This window comes from Stenotrophomonas sp. STEN020, assembly GCF_056760195.1.
Genome location: NZ_JBRREI010000034.1, coordinates 1 through 22002, shown reverse-complemented (window position 1 = coordinate 22002; position 22002 = coordinate 1). Strand labels below are relative to the sequence as shown.

Here is a 22002-nt window from a genome sequence, read left to right as displayed (position 1 = left end):
AACCTACTGATGGCGACGATCAACCAGCTGGTACGCAAGCCGCGTCAAGCTACCACCTACAAGAGTGCCTCGCCGGCACTCGACAAGTGCCCGCAGCGCCGTGGCGTCTGCACGCGCGTGTACACCACCACCCCGAAGAAGCCGAACTCGGCTCTGCGTAAGGTTGCAAAGGTTCGCCTGACCAACCAGGAAGAAGTGATTTCCTACATCGGTGGTGAAGGCCATAACCTGCAGGAGCACTCCGTGGTCCTGATCCGTGGCGGTCGCGTCAAGGATCTGCCGGGTGTGCGTTACCACACCGTCCGTGGCTCGCTCGATGCCGCCGGCGTTGCCAAGCGTCGTCAGGCGCGTTCCAAGTACGGCGCAAAGCGTCCGAAGGCCTGAGGAATAAGACATGTCACGTAAAGGTAATACTCCCCAGCGTTCGGTCCTGCCGGATCCGAAGCACAAGAGCGAAACCATTGCCCGCTTCATCAACATGGTCATGTTGAGCGGCAAGAAGTCCGTTGCTGAAAAGATCGTCTATGGCGCCATGGACGTGATCAGCGAAAAGAACCCGAACGCAATCGAGCTGGTGCAGAAGGCACTGGACAACGTTGCTCCGGGCGTGGAAGTGAAGTCGCGTCGCGTCGGTGGTGCCACCTATCAGGTGCCGGTCGAAGTGCGCGCTTCGCGCAAGATGGCCCTGGCCATGCGTTGGCTGATCGACTCGGCGCGTAAGCGCGGCGAGAACACCATGCCGCGCAAGCTGGCTGCTGAACTGCTGGACGCTTCGGAAAACCGCGGCGGCGCCATCAAGAAGCGCGAAGAAACCCACCGTATGGCGGAAGCGAACAAGGCCTTCGCTCACTACCGCTGGTGAGTTGTGGGGGCCTTGGAAACAGGGCCCCTGGCACCCATGTTGGTGCTGCTTGTAGCGTTTTGAGCGCTGCTTAAATCCGAAGGCCGCCGCAAGGCGGCGTTCGGCCATCCGAATTCCAAGAAATTGAGAGGCTCCCGTGGCCCGCACCACTCCTATCGAGCGTTACCGTAACTTCGGCATCATGGCCCACATCGATGCCGGCAAGACCACCACGTCCGAGCGCATCCTGTTCTACACCGGTAAGAGCCACAAGCTCGGTGAAGTGCATGACGGCGCCGCCACCATGGACTGGATGGAGCAGGAGCAGGAACGTGGTATCACGATCCAGTCCGCTGCTACCACCGCGTTCTGGAAGGGCATGGACAAGTCCCTGCCGGAGCACCGTTTCAACATCATTGACACCCCCGGGCACGTTGACTTCACCATCGAAGTCGAACGCTCGCTGCGCGTGCTCGACGGTGCGGTGTTCGTGCTGTGCGCCGTTGGTGGCGTGCAGCCGCAGTCCGAGACCGTGTGGCGCCAGGCCAACCGTTACCAGGTGCCGCGCATCGCGTTCGTCAACAAGATGGACCGTACCGGTGCCAACTTCCTGAAGGTCCGTGACCAGCTGAAGGCAAAGCTCGGCGCTGTCGCCGTGCCGATGCAGCTGCCGATCGGCGCTGAAGAAGGCTTCAAGGGCGTGGTCGATCTGCTCAAGATGAAGGCCATCCATTGGGATGAGGCTTCGCAGGGCATGAAGTTCGAGTACGGCGAAATCCCGGCTGACATGCAGGCAGCGGCTGAAGAAGCCCGCACCTTCATGATCGAAACCGCGGCTGAAGCCAGCGAAGAGCTGATGGAAAAGTACCTGGGCGGCGAAGAGCTGAACGAAGGCGAGATCATCCAGGCCCTGCGTACCCGTACGCTGGCCGTTGAAATCGTGCCGATGTTCTGTGGCTCGGCGTTCAAGAACAAGGGCGTGCAGGCCATGCTCGACGGCGTGATCCAGCTGCTGCCGTCGCCGATCGACGTGCCGGACGTGAAGGGCACCGACGTTGACGATGACTCCATCGAGATGACCCGCAAGTCGGACGACAAGGCTCCGTTCTCGTCGCTGGCGTTCAAGATCATCACCGATCCGTTCGTTGGCGCGCTGACCTTCTTCCGTGTCTACTCGGGCACCCTGAACGGTGGTGACACCGTGCTGAACTCGGTGAAGAACAAGAAGGAGCGCATCGGCCGCATCCTGCAGATGCACTCGAACAACCGCGAGGAAATCAAGGAAGTTCTGGCTGGTGACATCGCTGCTGCCGTGGGCCTGAAGGACACCACCACCGGTGACACGCTGTGCTCGCTTGAAGCACCGATCGTGCTCGAGCGCATGGTGTTCCCGGAGCCGGTGATCTCGATGGCTGTCGAGCCGAAGACCAAGTCGGACCAGGAAAAGATGGGTCTGGCACTGGGTCGTCTGGCACAGGAAGATCCGTCGTTCCGCGTCAAGACCGACGAAGAATCCGGCCAGACCATCATCTCCGGCATGGGCGAGCTGCACCTGGACATCATCGTTGACCGCATGAAGCGCGAGTTCAACGTTGAAGCCAACGTCGGCAAGCCGCAGGTGGCCTACCGCGAAACCATCCAGATGGCCGACGTCAAGTCGGACTACAAGCACGCCAAGCAGTCCGGTGGTAAGGGTCAGTACGGTCACGTCGTGATCGAGCTATCGCCGATCACCGCTGAGGACCGTGCCGATCCGAAGCTGTCTGCGGCGATCAAGGATGACTTCCTGTTCATCAACGACATCACCGGCGGCGTGATCCCGAAGGAATTCATTCCTTCCGTGGAAAAGGGCCTGCGCGAAACCATCACCAGCGGTCCGCTGGCTGGCTTCCCGGTGGTGGACGTCAAGGTCAAGCTGGTGTTCGGCTCGTACCATGACGTTGACTCCTCGGAAATGGCGTTCAAGCTCGCCTCGTCGATGGCCTTCAAGCAGGGCTTCGCCAAGGCCAAGCCGGTTCTGCTGGAGCCGATCATGAAGGTCGAGATCGTGACCCCGGAGGAATACCAGGGTGACGTGATGGGCGACGTAAGCCGTCGTCGTGGCGTTCTGCAGGGTTCGGGCACCACCGGTGACGGTTCGGCCAGCATCATCAATGCGATGATCCCGCTGGGCGAAATGTTCGGTTACGCCACCGCGCTGCGTTCGCAGACCCAGGGTCGCGCAACCTTCACGATGGAATTCGACCATTACGAGCCGGCGCCGAACAACATCGCCGAAACCGTTATCAAGAAGGGCTGAGTCTCGGACTCAGCCTCTCCTTCCAAGTCTTAGTTAATTAAGGAACAACAATGTCCAAGAGTAAGTTCGAGCGCACCAAGCCGCACGTCAACGTCGGCACCATCGGCCACGTCGATCATGGCAAGACCACCCTGACCGCAGCTCTGACCAAGATCGGTGCAGAGCGCTTCGGTGGCGAGTTCAAGGATTACTCCTCGATCGATGCCGCGCCGGAAGAGAAGGCTCGTGGTATCACGATCTCGACCGCGCACGTCGAGTACGAATCCGCTTCGCGTCACTACGCCCACGTGGATTGCCCGGGCCATGCTGACTACGTCAAGAACATGATCACCGGTGCTGCCCAGATGGACGGCGCGATCCTGGTCTGTTCGGCTGCTGACGGCCCGATGCCGCAGACCCGCGAGCACATCCTGCTGTCGCGTCAGGTCGGCGTGCCGTACATCGTCGTGTTCCTGAACAAGGCCGACATGGTTGACGATGCCGAGCTGCTGGAACTGGTCGAAATGGAAGTCCGTGAGCTGCTGAGCAAGTACGACTTCCCGGGCGACGACACCCCGATCGTGCACGGTTCGGCCCGTATGGCGCTGGAAGGCGACCAGAGCGAGATCGGCGTGCCGGCCATCCTGAAGCTGGTCGATGCACTGGACAGCTGGATCCCGACCCCGGAGCGTGACGTCGACAAGCCGTTCCTGATGCCGGTGGAAGACGTGTTCTCGATCTCGGGCCGCGGCACCGTGGTGACCGGTCGTATCGAGCGCGGCGTGATCAAGGTCGGCGAAGAAATCGAAATCGTCGGTATCCGTCCGGTCCAGAAGACCACCGTCACCGGCGTGGAAATGTTCCGCAAGCTGCTGGACCAGGGTCAGGCAGGCGACAACGCCGGTCTGCTGCTGCGCGGCACCAAGCGTGACGACGTCGAGCGTGGCCAGGTTCTGGCCAAGCCGGGTTCGATCAAGCCGCACACCCAGTTCGAAGCCGAAGTGTACGTTCTGTCGAAGGACGAAGGCGGCCGTCACACCCCGTTCTTCAAGGGCTACCGTCCGCAGTTCTACTTCCGTACCACCGACATCACCGGCGCTTGCGAGCTGCCGGAAGGCGTCGAGATGGTGATGCCGGGCGACAACGTCAAGATGACCGTCACCCTGATCAACCCGGTGGCAATGGACGAAGGCCTGCGCTTCGCAATCCGTGAAGGTGGCCGTACCGTCGGCGCCGGCGTGGTTGCAAAGATCGTTGCCTGATAACGCTGCGCTTCCTCGCGAAGCAAGGTGTTGAAGAAGGGTGGCCTCCGGGCCGCCCTTTTTTTTGAATGGACGGAGCGGGGTAGGGCTTTGGTGATGGCGGGCGTATTTGGCGTTTGTGGCTTGAAAAGCTTGGGGCCTCAAGGGTCGATAGGTTCCGGCGGCAGAGGCTTCAGGGCCATGAATAGTAGGGTTCCAGGGTTCAGTAGGCTGGAAATCCGTAAGCCGTAAGCCGTAAGCCGTAAGCCAGAAATCAAAGGCCAAAAGTCGAAAATCAAAAGCTTTCCCTCACCCCAACCCCTCTCCCGTAAACGGGAGAGGGGCTCGAAATGCGTCGGTCGCTAGCGGACTGCGGGCCGGCGGAGTACTTGCCCCTCTCCCGTTTACGGGAGAGGGGTTGGGGTGGGGGCGGCTTTTCGCGGCGAGCCCGGAAAATCTGAATAGGCTGAGACTGCAGACGGGGTGGATTTGTACTTCCGTTCCGCCGGCGTGGATAATGCCGCTCCCGGCGGAAGTGGCGGGGACGGCGTATTCACATTCAGTCCTGTTCAGGGTTTGCCTGGCTCCGGCCGGCACAATTGCTGCGCCTGGATGGGGTAGGGCGCTGGGCGCAGTACCGTTGCACGAGTTTCCCGGCCTCGCCGCTGTCGCACCTGCCGCCTGGCCATTCATCCCGCAGTTAGCCGGGATATCCGCATCCGCGCAGATCCGCCGCGCGGTTGCCAGCGGCAAAACCCGCGTATACGCGGAAAACCCCGTAAATCCTGCTGCCAGCTGAAGTACCCCATACCTCGGCAGAGGGGTGAGTTGCAATAGGAAAAGAATACTGACAGAATGCACGACCACTCGCGGAAGTGCTCGTTTACGAGAATTCCGCAACCAGCGAAAAGAGGGGCAGGACGCACCTCGTATTCGCCAGACAAGGACAGGTCGCATGGGAGGCACTCCGTTCAACGGGGTGTTTTTTGTGCGTTTGAACAAGTCTGGGGCGGGCCGGGAAACCGGGCCGCCTTGCTGTTATGAAAGGATTCGCGCGACGGGCAGTGCTTCGGCGCTAAACGTCGTTTTCATGGGGTTCGGCACACTCAGGGGCCGAACCTGTCGCTCTTTAGACCCATAGGAATACCGTCATGGCGGACCAAAAGATCCGAATTCGGTTGAAGGCGTTTGATCATCGTTTGATCGACCGTTCGGCCAGCGAGATCGTTGAAACGGCAAAGCGGACCGGCGCGCAAGTGCGTGGCCCGATCCCTCTGCCCACCAAGATCGAGCGTTACACCATCCTCGTCTCCCCGCACGTCGACAAAGACGCGCGTGACCAGTACGAGACCCGCACGCACAAGCGCGTGCTCGATATCGTCGACCCCAACGACAAGACCGTGGACGCGCTGATGAAGCTCGAACTGGCTGCCGGCGTCGACGTTCAGATCAAGCTGACCTAAGGACTACGACCATGACGAAGAAATATTCGTTGGGCTTCGTGGGCCGCAAGGCTGGCATGAGCCGCGTTTTCACTGAAGATGGCCAGTCCATCCCAGTGACCCTGATTGAAGCAACCCCGAACCGCATCGCGCAGATCAAGACCGTCGAAACCGACGGCTACAGCGCCGTGCAGGTGACCGTCGGCGCTCGTCGCGCTGCGCTGGTCAACAAGCCGGAAGCCGGTCACTTCGCCAAGGCGAAGGTCGAAGCCGGTCGTGGCCTGTGGGAATTCCGCGTTGAAGACGCACAGATCGGCGATTTCGCCGTCGGTGGCGAAATCAAGGCAGACATCTTTGAAGTCGGCCAGACGGTTGACGTCCAGGGCGTCACCAAGGGTAAGGGCTTCCAGGGCACCATCAAGCGCTACAACTTCCGTATGGGCGATGCAACCCACGGTAACTCGCTGTCGCATCGCGCGCCGGGTTCCTTGGGCCAGCGCCAGACCCCGGGTCGCGTTTTCCCGGGCAAGAAGATGTCCGGCCACATGGGTTCGGTGCAGCAGAGCACGCAGAATCTGGAAGTGGTCAAGGTCGATGTCGAGCGTGGTCTGATTGCCATCCGCGGCGCCGTGCCTGGCGCAGCCGGTGGTGACGTGATCGTGCGTCCGGCTAGCAAGGCATAAGGAGAGATGACGATGGAACTCGTTATCACGGGTAGCAATAACAAGGTCTCGGTCTCCGACGCCGTGTTCGGTCGCGATTTCAGCGAAGATCTGGTTCACCAGGTCGTCGTTGCCTACCGCAACGCCGCACGTTCGGGCACCAAGGCACAGAAGACGCGTTCTGAAGTGGCTGGTACCACCAAGAAGTCGAAGAAGCAGAAGGGTGGTGGCGCTCGTCACGGTGCCCTGACCGCTCCGATCTTCGTCGGCGGTGGTGTCACCTTCGCGGCCAAGCCGCGTAGCTTCGAACAGAAGGTCAATCGTAAGCAGTATCGCGCCGCCATGTGCGCCATCCTGTCCGAGCTGAACCGCCAGGGCCGCCTGACCATCGTTGAGTCGTTCGATGTCGAAGCGACCAGCACCAAGGCTCTGATCACCAAGCTGGCTGGCCTGGAAGTGGGCAAGCGCCCGCTGATCGTCACCGAAGAAGCTTCCGAGCACCTGTACCTGTCGGCTCGCAACATTCCCTACGTGGAAGTGCGTGACGTGCAGGGTCTGGACCCGGTTTCGCTGGTCGGTGCCGACACGGTCGTCATCACCGCTGACGCGGTCAAGAAGGTCGAGGAGTGGCTGGCATGAGCGCCAACGAAAAAATCTTCAGCGTGCTGCGTGCACCGCGAGTCTCTGAAAAGACCGCGCGCCTGCAGGAAATCTCCAACCAATACGTCTTCGAAGTTTCGAACGAAGCCACCAAAGCCGATGTAAAGGCCGCGGTTGAGCAGTTGTTCGACGTCAAGGTCGAGTCGGTCAATGTGCTGAACGTGAAGGGCAAGAACAAGTCCTTCCGTAACCGTGCAGGCCGCCGCGGCGATTGGCGCAAGGCGTATGTGCGTCTCGCCGATGGCCAGTCCATCGATGTAACGGCCAAGGCCTGAGGTACATCCCATGCCATTGATGAAATTCAAACCCACTTCTCCCGGCCGTCGTTCGGCCGTGCGCGTGGTCACTCCTGATCTGCACAAAGGCGCGCCGCATGCTGCGTTGCTGGAGCCGCAGAGCAAGTCCGGCGGTCGTAACCACCACGGCCGCATCACCACCCGTCACGTGGGTGGTGGTCACAAGCAGCACTACCGTCTGATCGACTTCAAGCGCAACAAGGAAGGCATTCCGGCACGCGTGGAACGTATCGAATACGATCCGAACCGCACTGCCCATATCGCCCTGCTGTGCTATGTCGACGGCGAGCGTCGCTACATCATCGCCCCGAAGGGCCTGAAGGCTGGTGACCAGGTCATCTCGGGTGCTCACGCCCCGATCAAGACCGGTAACACCTTGCCGCTGCGCAACATCCCGGTCGGTACCACCGTCCACGGGATCGAGCTGAAGCCGGGTAAGGGCGCTCAGATCGCTCGTGCCGCTGGTGCAGGCGTGCAGCTGGTCGCTCGTGAAGGTATCTACGCCACCCTGCGCCTGCGCTCGGGTGAAATGCGTAAGGTGCCGGTCGAATGCCGCGCCACCATCGGTGAAGTCGGTAACGATGAGCACAACCTGGAAAAGCTGGGCAAGGCTGGTGCCAAGCGCTGGCGCGGCGTCAAGCCGACCGTCCGCGGTGCGGCCATGAACCCGGTGGATCACCCGCACGGTGGTGGTGAAGCCAAGGCCGGCCAGGGTAATCCGCACCCGGTCACCCCGTGGGGTGTTCCGACCAAGGGTTACAAGACGCGTCATAACAAGCGCACTCAGCAGTTCATCGTCCGCGATCGTAGGGGCTAATCGACCATGGCACGTTCACTTAAGAAGGGCCCGTTCGTCGATCACCACCTCGTCAAGAAGGTGGAGGCCGCTGCGGGTAGCAAGAAGCCGATCAAGACCTGGTCGCGCCGTTCGATGATCCTGCCGGAAATGGTAGGCGTCACCATCGCCGTTCATAACGGTAAGAACCACGTTCCAGTGCTCGTTAACGAGAACATGGTCGGCCACAAGCTCGGCGAATTTGCCGTCACCCGGACCTTCAAGGGTCACGGTGGCGACAAGAAGTCGGGCAAGTAAGGAGAGATGACAATGGAAGCGAAAGCAATCCTGCGCTCCGCGCGCATCTCTGCGCAGAAGGCTCGTCTGGTCGCTGACCAGGTGCGCGGTCTGCCGGCCGAGCGTGCGGTCAACCTGCTGAAGTTTTCGGATAAGAAGGCTGCCCACCTGATCAAGAAGGTGGTGGAGTCGGCTATCGCAAATGCCGAAAACAACCAGGGCGCTGACGTCGACGAGCTGAAGGTCCAGACCATCATGGTTGATGAAGGTCCGACCCTGAAGCGTTTCATGGCGCGGGCGAAAGGCCGCGGTACCCGCATCCTCAAGCGCACCAGCCACATCACTGTGGTTGTGGGCGCCGGCAAGTAAGCGGAAAGGATAAAGACCATGGGTCATAAAGTTCATCCGGTTGGTATCCGCCTCGGTATTTCCAAGGACTGGAACTCCAAGTGGTACGCCAACAAGGCCGAGTTTGCTGGTTACCTGGCAGCCGACCTGAAAGTTCGCGAGATGCTGCGCAAGAAGCTTGCACAGGCCGGCATCTCCAAGATCCTCATCGAGCGTCCGGCAAAGACGGCTCGCGTGACGATCCACACCGCCCGTCCGGGCGTGGTGATCGGCAAGCGTGGTGAGGACATCGAAAAGCTGCGTAAGGAAGTGAGCGAAATGATGGGCGTCCCGGCGCACATCAACGTCACCGAAGTGCGCAAGCCGGAGTTGGACGCACAGCTGGTTGCCGAGTCGATCGCGCAGCAGCTGGAGCGCCGCATCATGTTCCGCCGTGCAATGAAGCGCTCGGTCGGCAATGCGATGCGCCTGGGTGCCCTGGGCATCAAGGTCAACGTCGGCGGCCGCTTGAACGGCGCTGAAATCGCCCGTTCGGAGTGGTACCGCGAAGGCCGCGTGCCGTTGCACACCCTGCGTGCGGATATCGACTACGGTTTCGCTGAAGCCAGCACCACCTACGGCATCATCGGCATCAAGGTTTGGATCTACAAGGGTGAAGTCTTTGATTTCTCCCAGGTTGGCCAGGAAAAGCAGGACGACAGCCCGCGCAACGATCGTAACGATCGCGGCGACCGCGGTGACCGTCCGTCGCGCCCGGCTCGTGAAGCGAGGTAACGGCAATGTTGCAACCCAAGCGAACCAAATACCGCAAGATGTTCAAAGGCCGCAATGACGGTCTGAGCTGGAGCGCGAATGCCGTCAGCTTCGGCGAGTACGGTCTGAAGGCTACTGCCCACGGTCAGCTGACTGCGCGTCAGATCGAAGCGGCTCGCCGCTCGATCAGCCGCTACGTCAAGCGCGGTGGCAAGATGTGGATCCGTGTGTTCCCCGACAAGCCGATCACCAAGAAGCCCATCGAAGTCCGAATGGGTGCTGGTAAGGGTGGCGTGGAATACTGGGTCGCTCAGATCCAGCCGGGCCGCATGATTTATGAAGTCGAGGGTGTGACCGAGGAAGTGGCACGCGAGGCGTTCCGCCTGGCCGCTGCCAAGCTCTCGGTGACCACCACTTTCGTAACCCGGACGGTGCGCTGATGGACATCAAACAACTCCGCGAGAAGTCGGCTGACGAACTCAAGGCCCACCTGACCGACCTGCGTAAGGAGCAGTTCTCGCTCCGTATGCAGCAGGTCACCGGCCAGCTGCCGAAGACCCACGAAACCCGCCGGGTGCGTCGCGAGATTGCTCGCGTCAAGCACCTGATCGGCAGCACGAAGTAAGGATGGCTGCTATGAGCGAAAATACTGAAAAGAAGACGCTGCGCACGGTCGAAGGCCGTGTCGTCAGCAACAAGATGGACAAGACGGTCACCGTGTTGGTGGAGCGCCAGGTCAAGCACCCGTTGTACGGTAAGTACATCAAGCGCTCGTCCAAGCTGCACGCACACGACGCCGACAACACCTGTAAAGAAGGTGATGTCGTTCGTGTGACCGAGATTGCTCCGATGTCCAAGACCAAGAACTGGCGCGTGGTGGAAGTCATCACGCGTGCGGCTGAATAAGGAGATCTGACTCATGATCCAGATGCAGAGCTACCTTGACGTTGCGGACAACTCCGGTGCCAAGGAACTGATGTGCATCAAGGTGCTTGGTGGTTCCAAGCGCCGTTATGCCCACATCGGCGACATCATCAAAGTCACCGTGAAGGACGCAATTCCGCGCGGCAAAGTCAAGAAGGGTGAAGTGTATGACGCCGTCGTGGTGCGTACCCGTAAGGGTGTGCGTCGCGCCGATGGCTCGCTGATCCGTTTCGACGGCAACGCCGCGGTCCTGCTCAACAACAAGCAAGAGCCGATCGGCACCCGCATCTTCGGACCGGTGACCCGTGAACTTCGTTCCGAGAAGTTCATGAAGATCGTCTCGCTCGCTCCCGAAGTTCTGTGAGCGCCAGGAGATAATCATGGCTAACCGTATCAAGAAGGGCGACCAGGTCGTCGTCAACACCGGCAAGGACAAGGGCAAGCAGGGCGAAGTCGTCCGCGTCGACGGCGATCGTGTGATCGTCGCCAACGTGAACATCGTCAAGCGCCACACCAAGCCGAACCCGCAGGCAGGCGTTGCCGGCGGCGTGGTCGAGCGTGAAGCGTCGATCCATATCTCCAACGTGAATGTGCTGAACCCGGCTTCGGGCAAGGGCGAGCGCGTTGGCTTCAAGGTGCTGGAGGATGGACGCAAACTGCGTGTGTTCCGCTCCAGCGGTGAGGCGCTCGACGCCTAAGGACTGACCGATGAATTCACGTCTCGAAAAGTTTTACAAGGAAGAAGTGGTACCGGCGCTGACCAAGCAGTTCGGTTACACCAATCCGATGCAGGTCCCGCGTCTGGTCAAGGTCACCTTGAACATGGGCGTTGGTGAAGCTGCGACCAACAAGAAGGTTCTTGAGAACGCCGTTGGCGACATGACCAAGATCACCGGCCAGAAGCCGGTTATCACCAAGTCGCGCGTCTCGGTGGCATCGTTCAAGATCCGTGATGGTTGGCCGATCGGCTGCAAGGTCACGCTGCGTCGTGACACCATGTTTGAGTTCCTGGATCGCCTGATCAACATCTCGCTGCCGCGCGTGCGTGACTTCCGCGGCGTGTCGGGTCGTTCGTTCGACGGCCGTGGCAACTTCAACATGGGTGTGAAGGAACAGATCATCTTCCCGGAAATCGACTTCGACGCCGTCGACGCGATCCGCGGTATGGATATCGCCATCACCACCACCGCCAAGACCGACGCGGAAGCGAAGGCGCTGCTCGCAGCGTTCAAGTTCCCGTTCCGTAACTGATTCGTCGAGGATACCGAAATGGCAAAGACCTCAATGGTCAACCGCGACATCAAGCGGAAGAAGCTGGCTCTGAAGTTCGCCGACAAGCGTGCAGCTCTGAAGAAGATCGTGTCCTCGGTGGACGCGAGCTACGAAGAGAAGGCTGAAGCCGTGATCAAGTTGTCGAAGCTGCCGCGCGATTCGTCGCCGAGCCGCCATCGCAACCGTTGCGAGCTGTCGGGCCGTCCGCGTGGCGTGTACAGCAAGTTCGGCCTCGGCCGTAACAAGCTGCGCGAAGCCACCATGCGCGGTGACGTGCCGGGCCTGCGCAAGGCTAGCTGGTAAGCAACAACCGGTTCGGGCCGCAAGGCCCGAACCGGCCGCCGGAAGGGCAACCTGAAGGTAAAACAAAAAGTCCGACGCAAGTCGGGCTTTTTGTCGTATAATCCCGCTCCTTGCCTGCCCGAAACTGGCGGCAGGTGCGTCAAGGGCCCTGGCCCATCCCAGGAAAACACAAGATTTTCGCGAAAGCGGATATCGGTGCACTCAAAGGTATCTACATGAGCATGACTGATCCCATCGCCGACCTGCTGGTACGCATTCGAAATGCGGCCGCGGTTGGCAAGCAGACGGTGAAAGCCCCGTCGTCCAAGGTCAAGGTGGCTATTGCCCAGGTCCTGAAGGACGAGGGTTACATCACCGACCTGCGCGTCAACAACATCGAAAACAACAAGGCCGAGATCGAAATCGTCCTGAAGTATTTCGAAGGCAAGCCGGTTATCGCGACCCTGAAGCGCTTCTCGCGTTCGGGCCTGCGCCAGTACCGCGGCAAGTCCGATCTGCCGAAGGTCATGAACGGCCTGGGTATTTCGATCATTTCCACCTCCAAGGGCATCATGACTGATGCGCAGGCGCGCCAGTTGGGCGTCGGCGGCGAAGTCCTGTGCTTCGTGGCCTAAGGGAAGGAGTCCACTATGTCCCGTGTAGCCAAGAAGCCGATCAACCTGCCCAAGGGCGTTGAACTGACCATCCAGCCGGAAGTTGTGAGCGTGAAGGGCCCGAAGGGCGCCCTGTCGCTGAACAAGACCGCTGGCGTTGAAATCACTCTCGACAACGGCGTTGCCACGCTGAACCCGAAGGACATCTCCTTCGACGCGCTGGCCGGCACCGTGCGTGCGATCCTGGCCAACATGGTGCAGGGCGTGTCCGAAGGCTTCGAGCGCAAGCTTGAGCTGGTCGGCGTGGGTTACCGCGCTGCCATGCAGGGCAAGGACCTGAACCTGTCGCTGGGCTTCTCCCATCCCGTCCTGTTCGTGGCGCCGGAAGGCATCACCCTGTCGACCCCGACGCAGACCGAAATCGTCGTGCAGGGCGTGGACAAGCAGGTTGTTGGTGAAGTTGCCGCCAAGATCCGTGGTTTCCGTCCGCCGGAGCCCTATAAGGGCAAGGGTGTGAAGTACGCCGGTGAAGTCATCATTCGCAAGGAAGCCAAGAAGGCCTAATTCTTAGGTTTTCAGCTTTCGAGGATAAAGAACATGAACAAGAACATCGCCCGTCTGCGTCGCGCCAAGTCGACCCGTTCGCACATCCGTACCCTGGGTGTTGCGCGCTTGTCGGTCCTGCGCACCGGTCAGCACCTGTACGCACAGATCTTCACCGCCGACGGTTCGCTGGTATTGGCTGCTGCCAACACCGCACAGGCCGACGTCAAGGAAGGCCTGAAGAGCGGCAAGAACATGGAAGCCGCCACCAAGGTTGGCAAGCTGATTGCAGAGCGCGCCAAGGCTGCTGGTATCGAGAAGGTCGCTTTCGACCGCTCGGGCTACCGCTACCACGGTCGCATCAAGGCTCTTGCTGATGCTGCCCGCGAAGGCGGCCTGCAGTTCTAAGCAATACAGGAAAGGGGCCTTTGGCCCCTTTCCGCCTGCCTGCCGGTACGGGTTTGTACCGGGCGCCCTTCGTTCTTCTGCAGCGTCTGGCGATTCATAGCTTCACTACACAACCATAAGCGGCTTCGAGCCGTACATAACCCAATCAATCAAGGAATCGAAATGGCAGAAGAACGTCAGCAGCGGGGTCGCGATCGCGACCGTAACCGCGAAGAGAAAGTCGACGACGGCATGATCGAAAAGCTGGTCGCGGTCAATCGCGTCAGCAAGACCGTCAAGGGCGGTCGCCAGTTCACCTTCACCGCACTGACCGTGGTCGGTGATGGCGAAGGCAAGGTTGGCTTCGGTTACGGCAAGGCACGCGAAGTGCCGGTCGCCATCCAGAAGTCGATGGAGCAGGCTCGCAAGAACCAGGTCAGCGTTGATCTGAACAACGGCACGTTGTGGCACACCATCAAGGATGGTCACGGCGCAGCTCGCGTGTTCATGCAGCCGGCTTCGGAAGGTACTGGCGTCATCGCCGGCGGTGCCATGCGCGCCGTGCTGGAAGCCGTTGGCGTGAAGAACGTGCTGGCCAAGGCTGTGGGTTCGCGTAACCCGATCAACCTGGTCCGTGCCACCCTGAAGGGTCTGGCAGGTGCACAGTCCCCGGCCCGTATTGCTGCCAAGCGCGGCAAGAAGGTGGAGGATCTGAACCATGGCTAATGAAGTCGCCAAGACTGTCAAGGTGCGCCTCGTGCGCGGCCTGCGTGGCACCCAGTCGCGTCACCGCCTGTCGGTGCGTGCCCTGGGCCTGAACAAGCTCAATGATGTGCGTGAACTGAAAGACAGCCCGCAGGTTCGCGGTCTGATCAACAAGGTTCAGTACCTCGTCCAGGTTGAGGAGTAATCGACCATGACTATGCGTCTCAATGAACTGAGCCCGGCACCGGGCGCTCGTACCGTGCGCACCCGCGTCGGTCGCGGCATCGGCTCCGGCCTGGGCAAGACCTGCGGCCGCGGCCACAAGGGTTCGTTCGCTCGTAAGGGCGGCGGCAAGATCAAGGCTGGCTTCGAAGGCGGCCAGACCCCGATGCAGCGTCGTCTGCCGAAGATCGGCTTCTTCTCGCACAAGGCCAAGGACACTGCAGAAGTGCTGTCCTACCACCTTGATCGTCTGGAAGCTGGTGAGATCGACCTGGCCGCACTGCGTGCAGCCAAGCTGATCCCGTCGACCGCGAAGAAGGCCAAGGTCGTCTTCAAGGGCGAGCTGAGCAAGGCATTCACCCTGAAGGGTATTGCTGCTACTGCCGGCGCCAAGGCCGCGATCGAAGCTGCCGGCGGCAGCGTACAGGAGTAACTGGAACATGGCGCAAGCTGGCATCGGTAACCTCGCGGCAGGGGCAGGCAAGTTCACTGAACTTCGCCAGCGCCTCCTGTTCGTACTTGGGGCATTGCTCGTCTATCGCATCGGCTGTTATGTGCCGGTGCCGGGCGTCAATCCCGAGGCCATGCTTGCGCTGATGCAGGCGCAGGGCGGCGGCATCGTGGACATGTTCAACATGTTCTCGGGCGGCGCCCTGCACCGTTTCAGTATCTTCGCGTTGAATGTGATGCCGTATATCTCGGCATCCATCGTGATGCAGCTGGCGGTCCACATCTTCCCGGCCTTGAAGGCCATGCAGAAGGAAGGTGAGTCGGGTCGTCGCAAGATCACCCAGTATTCGCGCATTGGCGCGGTGCTCCTGGCGGTAGTGCAGGGCGGCAGTATCGCGCTGGCACTGCAGAACCAGGTGTCGCCGGGCGGCGCACCGGTGGTGTATGCCCCGGGTATGGGCTTCGTGTTGACCGCGATCATCGCGCTCACCGCAGGCACCATCTTCCTGATGTGGGTAGGTGAGCAGGTGACTGAGCGTGGCATCGGCAACGGTGTATCGCTGATCATCTTCGCAGGCATCGTGGCTGGCTTGCCGGCTGCTGTGATCCACACCGTCGAAGCCTACCGTGACGGCAACATGAGCTTCATCTCGTTGCTGATCATCGTGCTGGTGGTGCTGGCCTTCACCTACTTCGTGGTGTTCGTGGAGCGCGGTCAGCGTCGTATCACGGTCAATTACGCCCGCCGTCAAGGTGGCCGTAATGCCTATATGAACCAGACCTCGTTCCTGCCGTTGAAGCTCAACATGGCAGGCGTGATCCCGGCGATCTTCGCATCCAGCATCCTTGCCTTCCCGGCAACGCTGGCGATGTGGTCCGGTCAGGCCAGCTCGGCCACGTGGCTGCAGAAGGTGGCAAACGCGCTGGGTCCGGGCGAGCCGCTGCACATGATCGTCTTCGCTGGCTTGATCACCGGTTTTGCGTTCTTCTACACCGCGCTGGTGTTCAACTCGCAGGAAACCGCTGACAACCTGAAGAAGTCGGGCGCGCTGATCCCGGGCATCCGTCCGGGCAAGGCTACCGCTGATTACATCGATGCCGTGCTGACCCGTCTGACGGCTGCTGGCTCGCTGTACCTGGTGATCGTCTGTCTGCTGCCGGAAATCATGCGTACCCAGCTCAACGCCTCGTTCTACTTCGGCGGCACCTCGCTGCTGATCGTGGTGGTGGTTGTGATGGATTTCATCGCACAGGTTCAGGCACATCTGATGTCGCACCAGTACGAGAGCCTGTTGAAGAAGGCCAACCTGAAGGGTGGCAACCGCGGCGGTTTTGCACGCGGCTGATTCACCGGTTATACTTTCCGCTTCATAGCGAGAAACCCGCTCCGGTTCCCGGGGCGGCTTTCCAAACAGAAGGGCGGCCCCTGCAGCGGTTTCGGGTGGGGGTGTGATGTGGTTGTTCCGCGCGGGAGTAGCGCGGGCGGCTGGGAGACCTCTCTCCTTGCCAGGCACATCCGGCGCCGGAGCATGGGCACACTCCCCACGCCGGGCTTGTGGAACTGTATGTTCCACGGGCTTCCAAGCAAACCGAAGCCTTGTTAGTATCGCTAGTTCACATTTTTGATCCATCCTGCCGGATTGGCGCGCCTTATGGTGCGTATTCGGCCATCACTCAGCTGGAGAACCGCGTCATGGCGCGTATTGCAGGCGTCAACCTGCCAGCCCAGAAGCATGTCTGGGTCGGGTTGCAAAGCATTTACGGCATCGGCCGTACCCGTTCGAAGAAGGTCTGCGAAGTCGCAGGCGTTGCTTCGACCACCAAGATCCGCGATTTGTCGGAGCCGGAAATCGAGCGTCTGCGTCTCGAAGTCGGCAAGTACATTGTCGAAGGCGATCTGCGCCGCGAAATCGGTATCGCAATCAAGCGTCTGATGGACCTGGGTTGCTACCGCGGCCTGCGTCATCGTCGCGGTCTGCCGCTGCGTGGCCAGCGTACCCGTACCAACGCCCGCACCCGTAAGGGTCCGCGCAAGGCGATCAGGAAGTAAGGGACCTAAGAAATGGCTAAGCCCGCTGCTGCAAAAACCAAGAAGAAGATCAAGCGCGTCATCACTGATGGCGTTGCCCACGTCCACGCTTCGTTCAACAACACCATCGTGACCATCACCGACCGTCAGGGCAATGCACTGTCCTGGGCGACCTCCGGTGGCGCTGGCTTCCGTGGTTCGCGTAAGTCGACTCCGTTTGCTGCTCAGGTTGCCGCCGAAAAGGCTGGCAAGGCTGCGCTGGATTACGGCTTGAAGTCGCTGGAAGTCCGCATCAAGGGTCCGGGTCCGGGCCGTGAGTCGGCCGTACGTTCGTTGAACAACGTCGGCTATAAGATCACCAACATCATCGACGTGACGCCAATCCCGCACAACGGGTGCCGTCCGCCGAAGAAGCGTCGCGTCTAAAGGAGCGATAAGAAATGGCTCGTTATATCGGTCCTACCTGTAAGCTCGCCCGCCGCGAAGGCGCCGACCTCTCTCTGAAGAGCCCGGCCCGCGCGTTGGATTCCAAGTGCAAGCTGGAGCAGAAGCCCGGCCAGCACGGCGCCACTGCCCGTAAGGGCAAGCTGTCCGACTACGCTACCCAGCTGCGCGAAAAGCAGAAGGTCAAGCGTATCTACGGTCTGCTGGAGCGTCAGTTCCGCAACTACTACAAGAAGGCCTCGACCAAGAAGGGCAACACCGGCGAGAACCTGCTGCAGTTGTTGGAAACCCGTCTGGACAACGTCGTCTACCGTATGGGCTTCGCAGTGACCCGTCCGGCTGCTCGTCAGCTGGTCTCGCACCGCGGCGTCACGGTCAATGGCAAGTCGGTCAACCTGGCTTCGTACCAGATCAAGGCCGGCGACGCGATTGCGCTGTCTGAAAAGGCTGCCAAGCAGCTGCGCGTCCAGGAAGCCCTGGTCGTTGCCGAACAGCACGACCTCAGCCCGTCGTGGGTCGAAGTCGATTCGAAGAAGTTCAGCGGCGTCTTCAAGGCTGTGCCGGATCGTGCGGACCTGCCTGCGGATATCAACGAAGCGCTGATCGTCGAGTTGTATTCGAAGTAATTCACAATGGAGAACCTCCGGGTTGCACCGGAGGTTCGCAGGAGAACCCGCAACATGACGGTTACCGCAAACCAGGTTCTGCGTCCTCGCGGTCCGCAGATCGAACGCCTTACCGAGACCCGCGCCAAGGTCGTGATCGAGCCTTTGGAGCGTGGTTACGGGCATACGCTGGGCAACGCCCTGCGTCGCGTGCTGCTGTCGTCCATCCCGGGCTTCGCCATTACCGAAGTCGAGATCGACGGCGTGTTGCACGAGTACACCACTCTGGAAGGCCTGCAGGAAGACGTGCTTGACGTCCTGCTGAACCTGAAAGACGTGGCGATCCGTATGCACACCGGCGACAGCGCCACCGTTTCCCTGTCCAAGCAGGGTCCGGGTGTTGTCACCGCTGCCGACATCAAGGTTGACCACAACGTCGAAGTGATCAACGGCGACCATGTGATCTGCAACCTGACCAAGGACACTGCGATCAACATGCGTCTGAAGGTCGAGCGTGGCTTCGGCTACCAGCCGGCTGCCGCACGTCGTCGTCCGGACGAAGAATCGCGTGCGATTGGTCGTCTGGTGCTGGACGCTTCGTTCTCGCCGGTCCGCCGCGTCGCTTATGCGGTGGAAGCCGCTCGCGTCGAACAGCGTACCGACCTGGACAAGCTGGTCATTGATATCGAAACCAACGGCACGATCGATGCCGAGGAAGCTGTCCGCACTGCGGCCGACATCCTCAGCGATCAGCTGTCGGTGTTCGGTGATTTCACCCACCGCGACCGCGGTGCGGCCAAGCCGGCCAACAACGGTGTGGATCCGGTGCTGCTGCGCCCGATCGACGACCTGGAATTGACCGTGCGTTCGGCCAACTGCCTGAAGGCTGAGAGCATTTACTACATCGGCGATCTGATCCAGAAGACCGAAGTTGAACTGCTCAAGACCCCGAACCTCGGCAAGAAGTCGCTGACCGAGATCAAGGAAGTGCTGGCCCAGCGCGGTTTGTCGCTTGGCATGAAGCTGGAGAACTGGCCGCCGGCCGGTGTCGCCGCTCACGGCATGCTCGGCTGATAAGTAATACCTGTTCCCCCGCATGGGCGACCATGCGGGGGAATATTGTTTCAGCAGTACCCGCATTGACGGTTAAACAACGCCGCAATGCCGGTCGTCCAGGACGGGCGACCAGGACCATCCGCAGTCCACTTTCAACGCCAGGATGGCGACAACGATGTCCAACGTCTCACCATTAACCAAGGAATACACCCATGCGTCATATGAAGTCGGGCCGCAAGTTCAACCGTACCAGCGCCCACCGCGAAGCAATGTTCAAGAACATGGCTGCGTCGCTGTTCAAGCACCAGCTGATCAAGACCACCCTGCCGAAGGCCAAGGAACTGCGCCGCGTTGCCGAGCCGCTGATCACCCTGGCCAAGGTTGATTCGGTTGCCAACCGTCGTCTGGCGTTCGCCCGTCTGCGTGACAAGGAAGCCGTAGGCATCCTGTTCACCATCCTGGGCCCGCGCTACGCCAACCGTCCGGGCGGCTACCTGCGTCTGCTGAAGTGCGGTTTCCGCGCTGGCGACAACGCTCCGATGGCCTACGTTGAACTGGTTGACCGTCCGGTCGCCGTTGCGGAAGAAGTCGGCGAGTAATCGCACGCTTCCGTCCATCGACGGATGCAAGAGAAGCCCGGCCTACGCCGGGCTTTTTTGTTTATGTGGTTACAGCTGCCATCACTGCTGATCGCGCGCGGAGGGCCTGTTACTCTTGTTGCATTGTTCAACCCGGAAAGTTGCGATGAACCCTTTGCGTTGGAGTTTCCGCGCGCAGTGCCTGCTGGGCTTCCTGACCTGTGCTGGCCTGCTCGCATTTGCGATCTACATGCAGATCCAGATGGGGCTGGAGCCGTGCCCGCTGTGCATCTACCAGCGCATCGCATTCGCCGCCGTCGGCGTGCTGTTCCTGCTCGGTGCACTGCACGGGCCGACCAGTCGCGGTGGCCGTGCCGGCTATGGCGTGTTGACGTTCCTGGCAGCCATGGTGGGCATTGGCATCGCTGGGCGCCATGTGTACGTGCAGTTGTTGCCGAAGGACCTGGGCAGCAGCTGCGGCCCGCCGCTGAGCTTCCTCGCGGAAACCATGGGCCCGTTCGAAGTGTTCCGTACCGTGCTGACCGGCACCGGCGACTGCGGCAACATCGATTGGACCTTCCTCGGCCTGAGCATGCCGATGTGGAGCCTGGTGTGGTTTGTACTGCTCGCTGGTTGGGCGCTGTATGCCGGCCTGCGCACACGTAAAAAACGTTTGATCTGACTCTTTCACTTCTTCAACTGGTATCTGCATGAACGCTTCCTCCTCCCCGTCATCCGTCGCCACCGCCAGCAGCTGGGCGCCGGATAGCTGGCGTGGCAAGCCCGCGCTGCAGATGCCGACGTACCCCGATCCGCAGGCGCTGGAGGCCGCGTTGGGCGAGTTGCGGCAGTTGCCGCCACTGGTGACTTCGTGGGAGATCTTCGCGCTCAAGCAGCAGCTGGCCGAGGCGCAGGAAGGCAAGCGCTTCCTGCTGCAGGGCGGCGATTGCGCCGAGAACTTCGTCGACTGCGAATCGGGCACGATTTCCAACCGTCTCAAAGTATTGCTGCAGATGAGCCTGGTGATGGTGCACGGCCTGCGCATGCCGGTGATCCGGGTGGGCCGCTTTGCTGGCCAGTACGCCAAGCCGCGCTCGGCCGATACCGAAACCCGTGACGGGGTGACCTTGCCCAGCTATCGCGGCGACGTGATCAATGCACCGGCGTTCACCGAGGCGGCACGCGTGCCGGATCCGCAGCGGATGATCACCGCGCATTCGCGCTCGGCGCTGACGATGAACTTCGTGCGCGCGTTGATCGATGGCGGCTTCGCCGACCTGCACCACCCCGAGTACTGGAACCTGGCGTGGATGCGCTGCTCGCCGCTGGCCGAGGAGTACCAGAAGATGGTGGCCTCGATCGGCGACGCGGTGCGCTTCATGGAGACCTTGTCGGGCTCGCAGGTGCATAACCTCAACCGGGTCGACTTCTATACCTCGCACGAGGCCTTGCTGCTGCCGTACGAGCAGGCGCTGACCCGGCAGGTGCCGCGCCAGAACGGCTGGTTCAACCTGAGCACGCATTACCCGTGGATCGGCATGCGCACCGCGGCGCTGGATGGTGCACACGTGGAGTACCTGCGTGGTGTGCGTAACCCGATTGCGATCAAGGTAGGTCCGTCGGTGCAGCCGGATCAGCTGCTGCGTTTGATCGATGTGCTGAATCCTGAAGATGAGCCGGGCCGCCTGAGCTTCATCCATCGCATGGGCGCGGGCCAGATTGCCGACAAGCTGCCGCCGCTGCTGGATGCGATCAAGCGAGATGGCCGCCGGGTGCTGTGGGTCTGCGACGCCATGCACGGCAATACCGAGAGCACCAGCAACGGTTACAAGACCCGGCGGTTTGACAACATCCGCAGCGAGGTTGAGATGTCCTTCGACCTGCACGCAGCGGCCGGTACGCGCTTGGGTGGCGTGCACCTGGAGCTGACCGGCGAGGATGTCACTGAATGCACCGGCGGCGCGCGTGAGCTCACTGAGCGCGATCTGGAGCGTGCCTACCGCTCCAGCGTCGATCCGCGCCTGAATTACGAGCAATCGCTGGAAATCGCCATGGCCATCGTCCGCAAGCAAGGCTGAAAGCAGCACGGTAGTGCCGAGCCATGCTCGGCAGGGGCCTTACCGGCAAGGCTGAACCTGTAATGCCGAGCCATGCTCGGCAGGGGCCTTACCGGCAAGGCTGAACCTGTAGTGGGGGGGGGGGGGGGGGGGGGGGGGGGGGGGGGGGGGGGGGGGGGGGGGGGGGGGGGGGGCCGGGCGGGGGGGGGGGGGGGCGGGCGCGGCGGGGACGGGGGGGAGG

The 22002-nt window shown here is 61.1% G+C and carries 33 protein-coding genes; all 33 read left to right on the top strand.

Going from position 1 to position 22002, the window contains the following annotated elements:
- The first annotated feature begins 9 nt into the window (after positions 1-9).
- The 33 genes from rpsL (at position 10) to ACVOLZ_RS14390 (ending at position 21782) form a co-directional block, all read left to right on the top strand.
- Complete coding sequence (gene rpsL, locus ACVOLZ_RS14550) at positions 10-384, top strand: 30S ribosomal protein S12 (RefSeq protein ID WP_004145320.1); 375 nt, start codon at positions 10-12, stop codon at positions 382-384.
- A 10-nt stretch (positions 385-394) separates the two neighbouring features.
- Positions 395-862, top strand: a complete 468-nt coding sequence (gene rpsG, locus ACVOLZ_RS14545) for a 30S ribosomal protein S7 (RefSeq protein WP_057630019.1) — start codon at positions 395-397, stop codon at positions 860-862.
- A gap of 136 nt (positions 863-998) precedes the next feature.
- Positions 999-3140: an elongation factor G gene (gene fusA, locus ACVOLZ_RS14540; protein WP_481516753.1), complete on the top strand. Its 2142-nt coding sequence runs from the start codon at positions 999-1001 to the stop codon at positions 3138-3140.
- 50 nt (positions 3141-3190) lie between these two features.
- Complete coding sequence (tuf, locus tag ACVOLZ_RS14535; RefSeq protein WP_481513040.1) at positions 3191-4381, top strand: elongation factor Tu; 1191 nt, start codon at positions 3191-3193, stop codon at positions 4379-4381.
- Between the two features lie 1130 nt (positions 4382-5511).
- On the top strand, positions 5512-5823 hold the full coding sequence (gene rpsJ, locus ACVOLZ_RS14530; protein ID WP_010341589.1) for a 30S ribosomal protein S10: 312 nt from the start codon (positions 5512-5514) through the stop codon (positions 5821-5823).
- Positions 5824-5834: 11 nt separating this feature from the next.
- Positions 5835-6485 carry a 50S ribosomal protein L3 gene (gene rplC / locus ACVOLZ_RS14525; RefSeq protein ID WP_282270285.1) on the top strand — a complete coding sequence of 217 codons (651 nt, stop codon included), beginning with the start codon at positions 5835-5837 and terminating at the stop codon, positions 6483-6485.
- Positions 6486-6497: 12 nt separating this feature from the next.
- A complete protein-coding gene (gene rplD, locus ACVOLZ_RS14520; RefSeq protein ID WP_481513039.1) occupies positions 6498-7103 on the top strand; it encodes a 50S ribosomal protein L4 in 606 nt (201 codons plus the stop codon).
- Positions 7100-7399: a 50S ribosomal protein L23 gene (gene rplW / locus ACVOLZ_RS14515; protein ID WP_057629589.1), complete on the top strand. Its 300-nt coding sequence runs from the start codon at positions 7100-7102 to the stop codon at positions 7397-7399. The genes rplD and rplW overlap by 4 nt, the downstream gene beginning before the upstream one ends.
- Before the next feature lie 10 nt (positions 7400-7409).
- Entirely contained in the window at positions 7410-8237 is an 828-nt protein-coding gene (rplB, locus tag ACVOLZ_RS14510) for a 50S ribosomal protein L2 (RefSeq protein WP_057629590.1), read from the top strand.
- A 6-nt stretch (positions 8238-8243) separates the two neighbouring features.
- Positions 8244-8513: a 30S ribosomal protein S19 gene (rpsS, locus tag ACVOLZ_RS14505; protein WP_057629591.1), complete on the top strand. Its 270-nt coding sequence runs from the start codon at positions 8244-8246 to the stop codon at positions 8511-8513.
- 12 nt (positions 8514-8525) lie between these two features.
- Positions 8526-8861: a 50S ribosomal protein L22 gene (rplV, locus tag ACVOLZ_RS14500; RefSeq protein ID WP_017355410.1), complete on the top strand. Its 336-nt coding sequence runs from the start codon at positions 8526-8528 to the stop codon at positions 8859-8861.
- An 18-nt stretch (positions 8862-8879) separates the two neighbouring features.
- Positions 8880-9614, top strand: a complete 735-nt coding sequence (rpsC, locus tag ACVOLZ_RS14495; RefSeq protein WP_057629592.1) for a 30S ribosomal protein S3 — start codon at positions 8880-8882, stop codon at positions 9612-9614.
- Positions 9615-9619: 5 nt separating this feature from the next.
- Positions 9620-10033: a 50S ribosomal protein L16 gene (gene rplP, locus ACVOLZ_RS14490; protein WP_057629593.1), complete on the top strand. Its 414-nt coding sequence runs from the start codon at positions 9620-9622 to the stop codon at positions 10031-10033.
- Positions 10033-10218, top strand: a complete 186-nt coding sequence (gene rpmC, locus ACVOLZ_RS14485) for a 50S ribosomal protein L29 (protein WP_054657204.1) — start codon at positions 10033-10035, stop codon at positions 10216-10218. The genes rplP and rpmC overlap by 1 nt, the downstream gene beginning before the upstream one ends.
- 11 nt (positions 10219-10229) lie before the next feature.
- Positions 10230-10499, top strand: coding sequence for a 30S ribosomal protein S17 (rpsQ, locus tag ACVOLZ_RS14480; protein WP_481516752.1), 270 nt, complete (start codon positions 10230-10232; stop codon positions 10497-10499).
- 13 nt (positions 10500-10512) lie between these two features.
- Positions 10513-10881 (top strand): 50S ribosomal protein L14, encoded by a 369-nt coding sequence (rplN, locus tag ACVOLZ_RS14475; protein WP_125358566.1) that lies wholly within the window; start codon positions 10513-10515, stop codon positions 10879-10881.
- Between the two features lie 16 nt (positions 10882-10897).
- The gene (gene rplX / locus ACVOLZ_RS14470; RefSeq protein WP_017355416.1) at positions 10898-11215 is read left to right on the top strand and encodes a 50S ribosomal protein L24; all 318 of its coding nucleotides are present in this window, start codon (positions 10898-10900) and stop codon (positions 11213-11215) included.
- A gap of 10 nt (positions 11216-11225) precedes the next feature.
- Entirely contained in the window at positions 11226-11768 is a 543-nt protein-coding gene (rplE, locus tag ACVOLZ_RS14465) for a 50S ribosomal protein L5 (protein ID WP_057629596.1), read from the top strand.
- A gap of 18 nt (positions 11769-11786) precedes the next feature.
- Positions 11787-12092 (top strand): 30S ribosomal protein S14, encoded by a 306-nt coding sequence (rpsN, locus tag ACVOLZ_RS14460; RefSeq protein WP_481513037.1) that lies wholly within the window; start codon positions 11787-11789, stop codon positions 12090-12092.
- 215 nt (positions 12093-12307) lie between these two features.
- Positions 12308-12706: a 30S ribosomal protein S8 gene (gene rpsH / locus ACVOLZ_RS14455; RefSeq protein WP_057629598.1), complete on the top strand. Its 399-nt coding sequence runs from the start codon at positions 12308-12310 to the stop codon at positions 12704-12706.
- 15 nt (positions 12707-12721) lie between these two features.
- A complete protein-coding gene (gene rplF / locus ACVOLZ_RS14450) occupies positions 12722-13249 on the top strand; it encodes a 50S ribosomal protein L6 (RefSeq protein WP_481516751.1) in 528 nt (175 codons plus the stop codon).
- A gap of 33 nt (positions 13250-13282) precedes the next feature.
- Positions 13283-13636 carry a 50S ribosomal protein L18 gene (rplR, locus tag ACVOLZ_RS14445; protein WP_303749035.1) on the top strand — a complete coding sequence of 118 codons (354 nt, stop codon included), beginning with the start codon at positions 13283-13285 and terminating at the stop codon, positions 13634-13636.
- A gap of 162 nt (positions 13637-13798) precedes the next feature.
- On the top strand, positions 13799-14341 hold the full coding sequence (gene rpsE / locus ACVOLZ_RS14440) for a 30S ribosomal protein S5 (protein ID WP_057629601.1): 543 nt from the start codon (positions 13799-13801) through the stop codon (positions 14339-14341).
- On the top strand, positions 14334-14525 hold the full coding sequence (gene rpmD / locus ACVOLZ_RS14435) for a 50S ribosomal protein L30 (RefSeq protein ID WP_481513035.1): 192 nt from the start codon (positions 14334-14336) through the stop codon (positions 14523-14525). Before rpsE ends, rpmD begins: the two co-directional genes overlap by 8 nt.
- 6 nt (positions 14526-14531) lie before the next feature.
- Positions 14532-14975 carry a 50S ribosomal protein L15 gene (gene rplO / locus ACVOLZ_RS14430; protein ID WP_481516750.1) on the top strand — a complete coding sequence of 148 codons (444 nt, stop codon included), beginning with the start codon at positions 14532-14534 and terminating at the stop codon, positions 14973-14975.
- Between the two features lie 7 nt (positions 14976-14982).
- Entirely contained in the window at positions 14983-16338 is a 1356-nt protein-coding gene (secY, locus tag ACVOLZ_RS14425; RefSeq protein ID WP_481516749.1) for a preprotein translocase subunit SecY, read from the top strand.
- A 347-nt stretch (positions 16339-16685) separates the two neighbouring features.
- The gene (gene rpsM, locus ACVOLZ_RS14420; protein ID WP_057633111.1) at positions 16686-17042 is read left to right on the top strand and encodes a 30S ribosomal protein S13; all 357 of its coding nucleotides are present in this window, start codon (positions 16686-16688) and stop codon (positions 17040-17042) included.
- A 12-nt stretch (positions 17043-17054) separates the two neighbouring features.
- Positions 17055-17447, top strand: coding sequence for a 30S ribosomal protein S11 (rpsK, locus tag ACVOLZ_RS14415; protein ID WP_057629606.1), 393 nt, complete (start codon positions 17055-17057; stop codon positions 17445-17447).
- 14 nt (positions 17448-17461) lie between these two features.
- Positions 17462-18091 carry a 30S ribosomal protein S4 gene (gene rpsD, locus ACVOLZ_RS14410; protein WP_057629607.1) on the top strand — a complete coding sequence of 210 codons (630 nt, stop codon included), beginning with the start codon at positions 17462-17464 and terminating at the stop codon, positions 18089-18091.
- Between the two features lie 54 nt (positions 18092-18145).
- Positions 18146-19144, top strand: a complete 999-nt coding sequence (locus ACVOLZ_RS14405) for a DNA-directed RNA polymerase subunit alpha (RefSeq protein WP_062169013.1) — start codon at positions 18146-18148, stop codon at positions 19142-19144.
- 194 nt (positions 19145-19338) lie between these two features.
- Entirely contained in the window at positions 19339-19725 is a 387-nt protein-coding gene (gene rplQ, locus ACVOLZ_RS14400) for a 50S ribosomal protein L17 (protein ID WP_481509903.1), read from the top strand.
- 145 nt (positions 19726-19870) lie between these two features.
- Entirely contained in the window at positions 19871-20386 is a 516-nt protein-coding gene (locus ACVOLZ_RS14395) for a disulfide bond formation protein B (RefSeq protein WP_481516748.1), read from the top strand.
- Positions 20387-20414: 28 nt separating this feature from the next.
- The gene (locus tag ACVOLZ_RS14390; RefSeq protein ID WP_481516747.1) at positions 20415-21782 is read left to right on the top strand and encodes a class II 3-deoxy-7-phosphoheptulonate synthase; all 1368 of its coding nucleotides are present in this window, start codon (positions 20415-20417) and stop codon (positions 21780-21782) included.
- The last annotated feature ends 220 nt before the right edge of the window (positions 21783-22002 follow it).

What these genes read in the sequence shown, in the direction of transcription:
- rpsL (WP_004145320.1), top strand. Translation starts at nt 10, where the DNA reads ATGGCGACGATCAACCAGCTGGTACGCAAGCCGCGTCAAGCTACCACC.
- rpsG (WP_057630019.1), top strand. Translation starts at nt 395, where the DNA reads ATGTCACGTAAAGGTAATACTCCCCAGCGTTCGGTCCTGCCGGATCCG.
- tuf (WP_481513040.1), top strand. Translation starts at nt 3,191, where the DNA reads ATGTCCAAGAGTAAGTTCGAGCGCACCAAGCCGCACGTCAACGTCGGC.
- rpsJ (WP_010341589.1), top strand. Translation starts at nt 5,512, where the DNA reads ATGGCGGACCAAAAGATCCGAATTCGGTTGAAGGCGTTTGATCATCGT.
- rplC (WP_282270285.1), top strand. Translation starts at nt 5,835, where the DNA reads ATGACGAAGAAATATTCGTTGGGCTTCGTGGGCCGCAAGGCTGGCATG.
- rplD (WP_481513039.1), top strand. Translation starts at nt 6,498, where the DNA reads ATGGAACTCGTTATCACGGGTAGCAATAACAAGGTCTCGGTCTCCGAC.
- rplW (WP_057629589.1), top strand. Translation starts at nt 7,100, where the DNA reads ATGAGCGCCAACGAAAAAATCTTCAGCGTGCTGCGTGCACCGCGAGTC.
- rplB (WP_057629590.1), top strand. Translation starts at nt 7,410, where the DNA reads ATGCCATTGATGAAATTCAAACCCACTTCTCCCGGCCGTCGTTCGGCC.
- rpsS (WP_057629591.1), top strand. Translation starts at nt 8,244, where the DNA reads ATGGCACGTTCACTTAAGAAGGGCCCGTTCGTCGATCACCACCTCGTC.
- rplV (WP_017355410.1), top strand. Translation starts at nt 8,526, where the DNA reads ATGGAAGCGAAAGCAATCCTGCGCTCCGCGCGCATCTCTGCGCAGAAG.
- rpsC (WP_057629592.1), top strand. Translation starts at nt 8,880, where the DNA reads ATGGGTCATAAAGTTCATCCGGTTGGTATCCGCCTCGGTATTTCCAAG.
- rplP (WP_057629593.1), top strand. Translation starts at nt 9,620, where the DNA reads ATGTTGCAACCCAAGCGAACCAAATACCGCAAGATGTTCAAAGGCCGC.
- rpmC (WP_054657204.1), top strand. Translation starts at nt 10,033, where the DNA reads ATGGACATCAAACAACTCCGCGAGAAGTCGGCTGACGAACTCAAGGCC.
- rpsQ (WP_481516752.1), top strand. Translation starts at nt 10,230, where the DNA reads ATGAGCGAAAATACTGAAAAGAAGACGCTGCGCACGGTCGAAGGCCGT.
- rplN (WP_125358566.1), top strand. Translation starts at nt 10,513, where the DNA reads ATGATCCAGATGCAGAGCTACCTTGACGTTGCGGACAACTCCGGTGCC.
- rplX (WP_017355416.1), top strand. Translation starts at nt 10,898, where the DNA reads ATGGCTAACCGTATCAAGAAGGGCGACCAGGTCGTCGTCAACACCGGC.
- rplE (WP_057629596.1), top strand. Translation starts at nt 11,226, where the DNA reads ATGAATTCACGTCTCGAAAAGTTTTACAAGGAAGAAGTGGTACCGGCG.
- rpsN (WP_481513037.1), top strand. Translation starts at nt 11,787, where the DNA reads ATGGCAAAGACCTCAATGGTCAACCGCGACATCAAGCGGAAGAAGCTG.
- rpsH (WP_057629598.1), top strand. Translation starts at nt 12,308, where the DNA reads ATGAGCATGACTGATCCCATCGCCGACCTGCTGGTACGCATTCGAAAT.
- rplF (WP_481516751.1), top strand. Translation starts at nt 12,722, where the DNA reads ATGTCCCGTGTAGCCAAGAAGCCGATCAACCTGCCCAAGGGCGTTGAA.
- rplR (WP_303749035.1), top strand. Translation starts at nt 13,283, where the DNA reads ATGAACAAGAACATCGCCCGTCTGCGTCGCGCCAAGTCGACCCGTTCG.
- rpsE (WP_057629601.1), top strand. Translation starts at nt 13,799, where the DNA reads ATGGCAGAAGAACGTCAGCAGCGGGGTCGCGATCGCGACCGTAACCGC.
- rpmD (WP_481513035.1), top strand. Translation starts at nt 14,334, where the DNA reads ATGGCTAATGAAGTCGCCAAGACTGTCAAGGTGCGCCTCGTGCGCGGC.
- rplO (WP_481516750.1), top strand. Translation starts at nt 14,532, where the DNA reads ATGACTATGCGTCTCAATGAACTGAGCCCGGCACCGGGCGCTCGTACC.
- secY (WP_481516749.1), top strand. Translation starts at nt 14,983, where the DNA reads ATGGCGCAAGCTGGCATCGGTAACCTCGCGGCAGGGGCAGGCAAGTTC.
- rpsM (WP_057633111.1), top strand. Translation starts at nt 16,686, where the DNA reads ATGGCGCGTATTGCAGGCGTCAACCTGCCAGCCCAGAAGCATGTCTGG.
- rpsK (WP_057629606.1), top strand. Translation starts at nt 17,055, where the DNA reads ATGGCTAAGCCCGCTGCTGCAAAAACCAAGAAGAAGATCAAGCGCGTC.
- rpsD (WP_057629607.1), top strand. Translation starts at nt 17,462, where the DNA reads ATGGCTCGTTATATCGGTCCTACCTGTAAGCTCGCCCGCCGCGAAGGC.
- ACVOLZ_RS14405 (WP_062169013.1), top strand. Translation starts at nt 18,146, where the DNA reads ATGACGGTTACCGCAAACCAGGTTCTGCGTCCTCGCGGTCCGCAGATC.
- rplQ (WP_481509903.1), top strand. Translation starts at nt 19,339, where the DNA reads ATGCGTCATATGAAGTCGGGCCGCAAGTTCAACCGTACCAGCGCCCAC.
- ACVOLZ_RS14395 (WP_481516748.1), top strand. Translation starts at nt 19,871, where the DNA reads ATGAACCCTTTGCGTTGGAGTTTCCGCGCGCAGTGCCTGCTGGGCTTC.
- ACVOLZ_RS14390 (WP_481516747.1), top strand. Translation starts at nt 20,415, where the DNA reads ATGAACGCTTCCTCCTCCCCGTCATCCGTCGCCACCGCCAGCAGCTGG.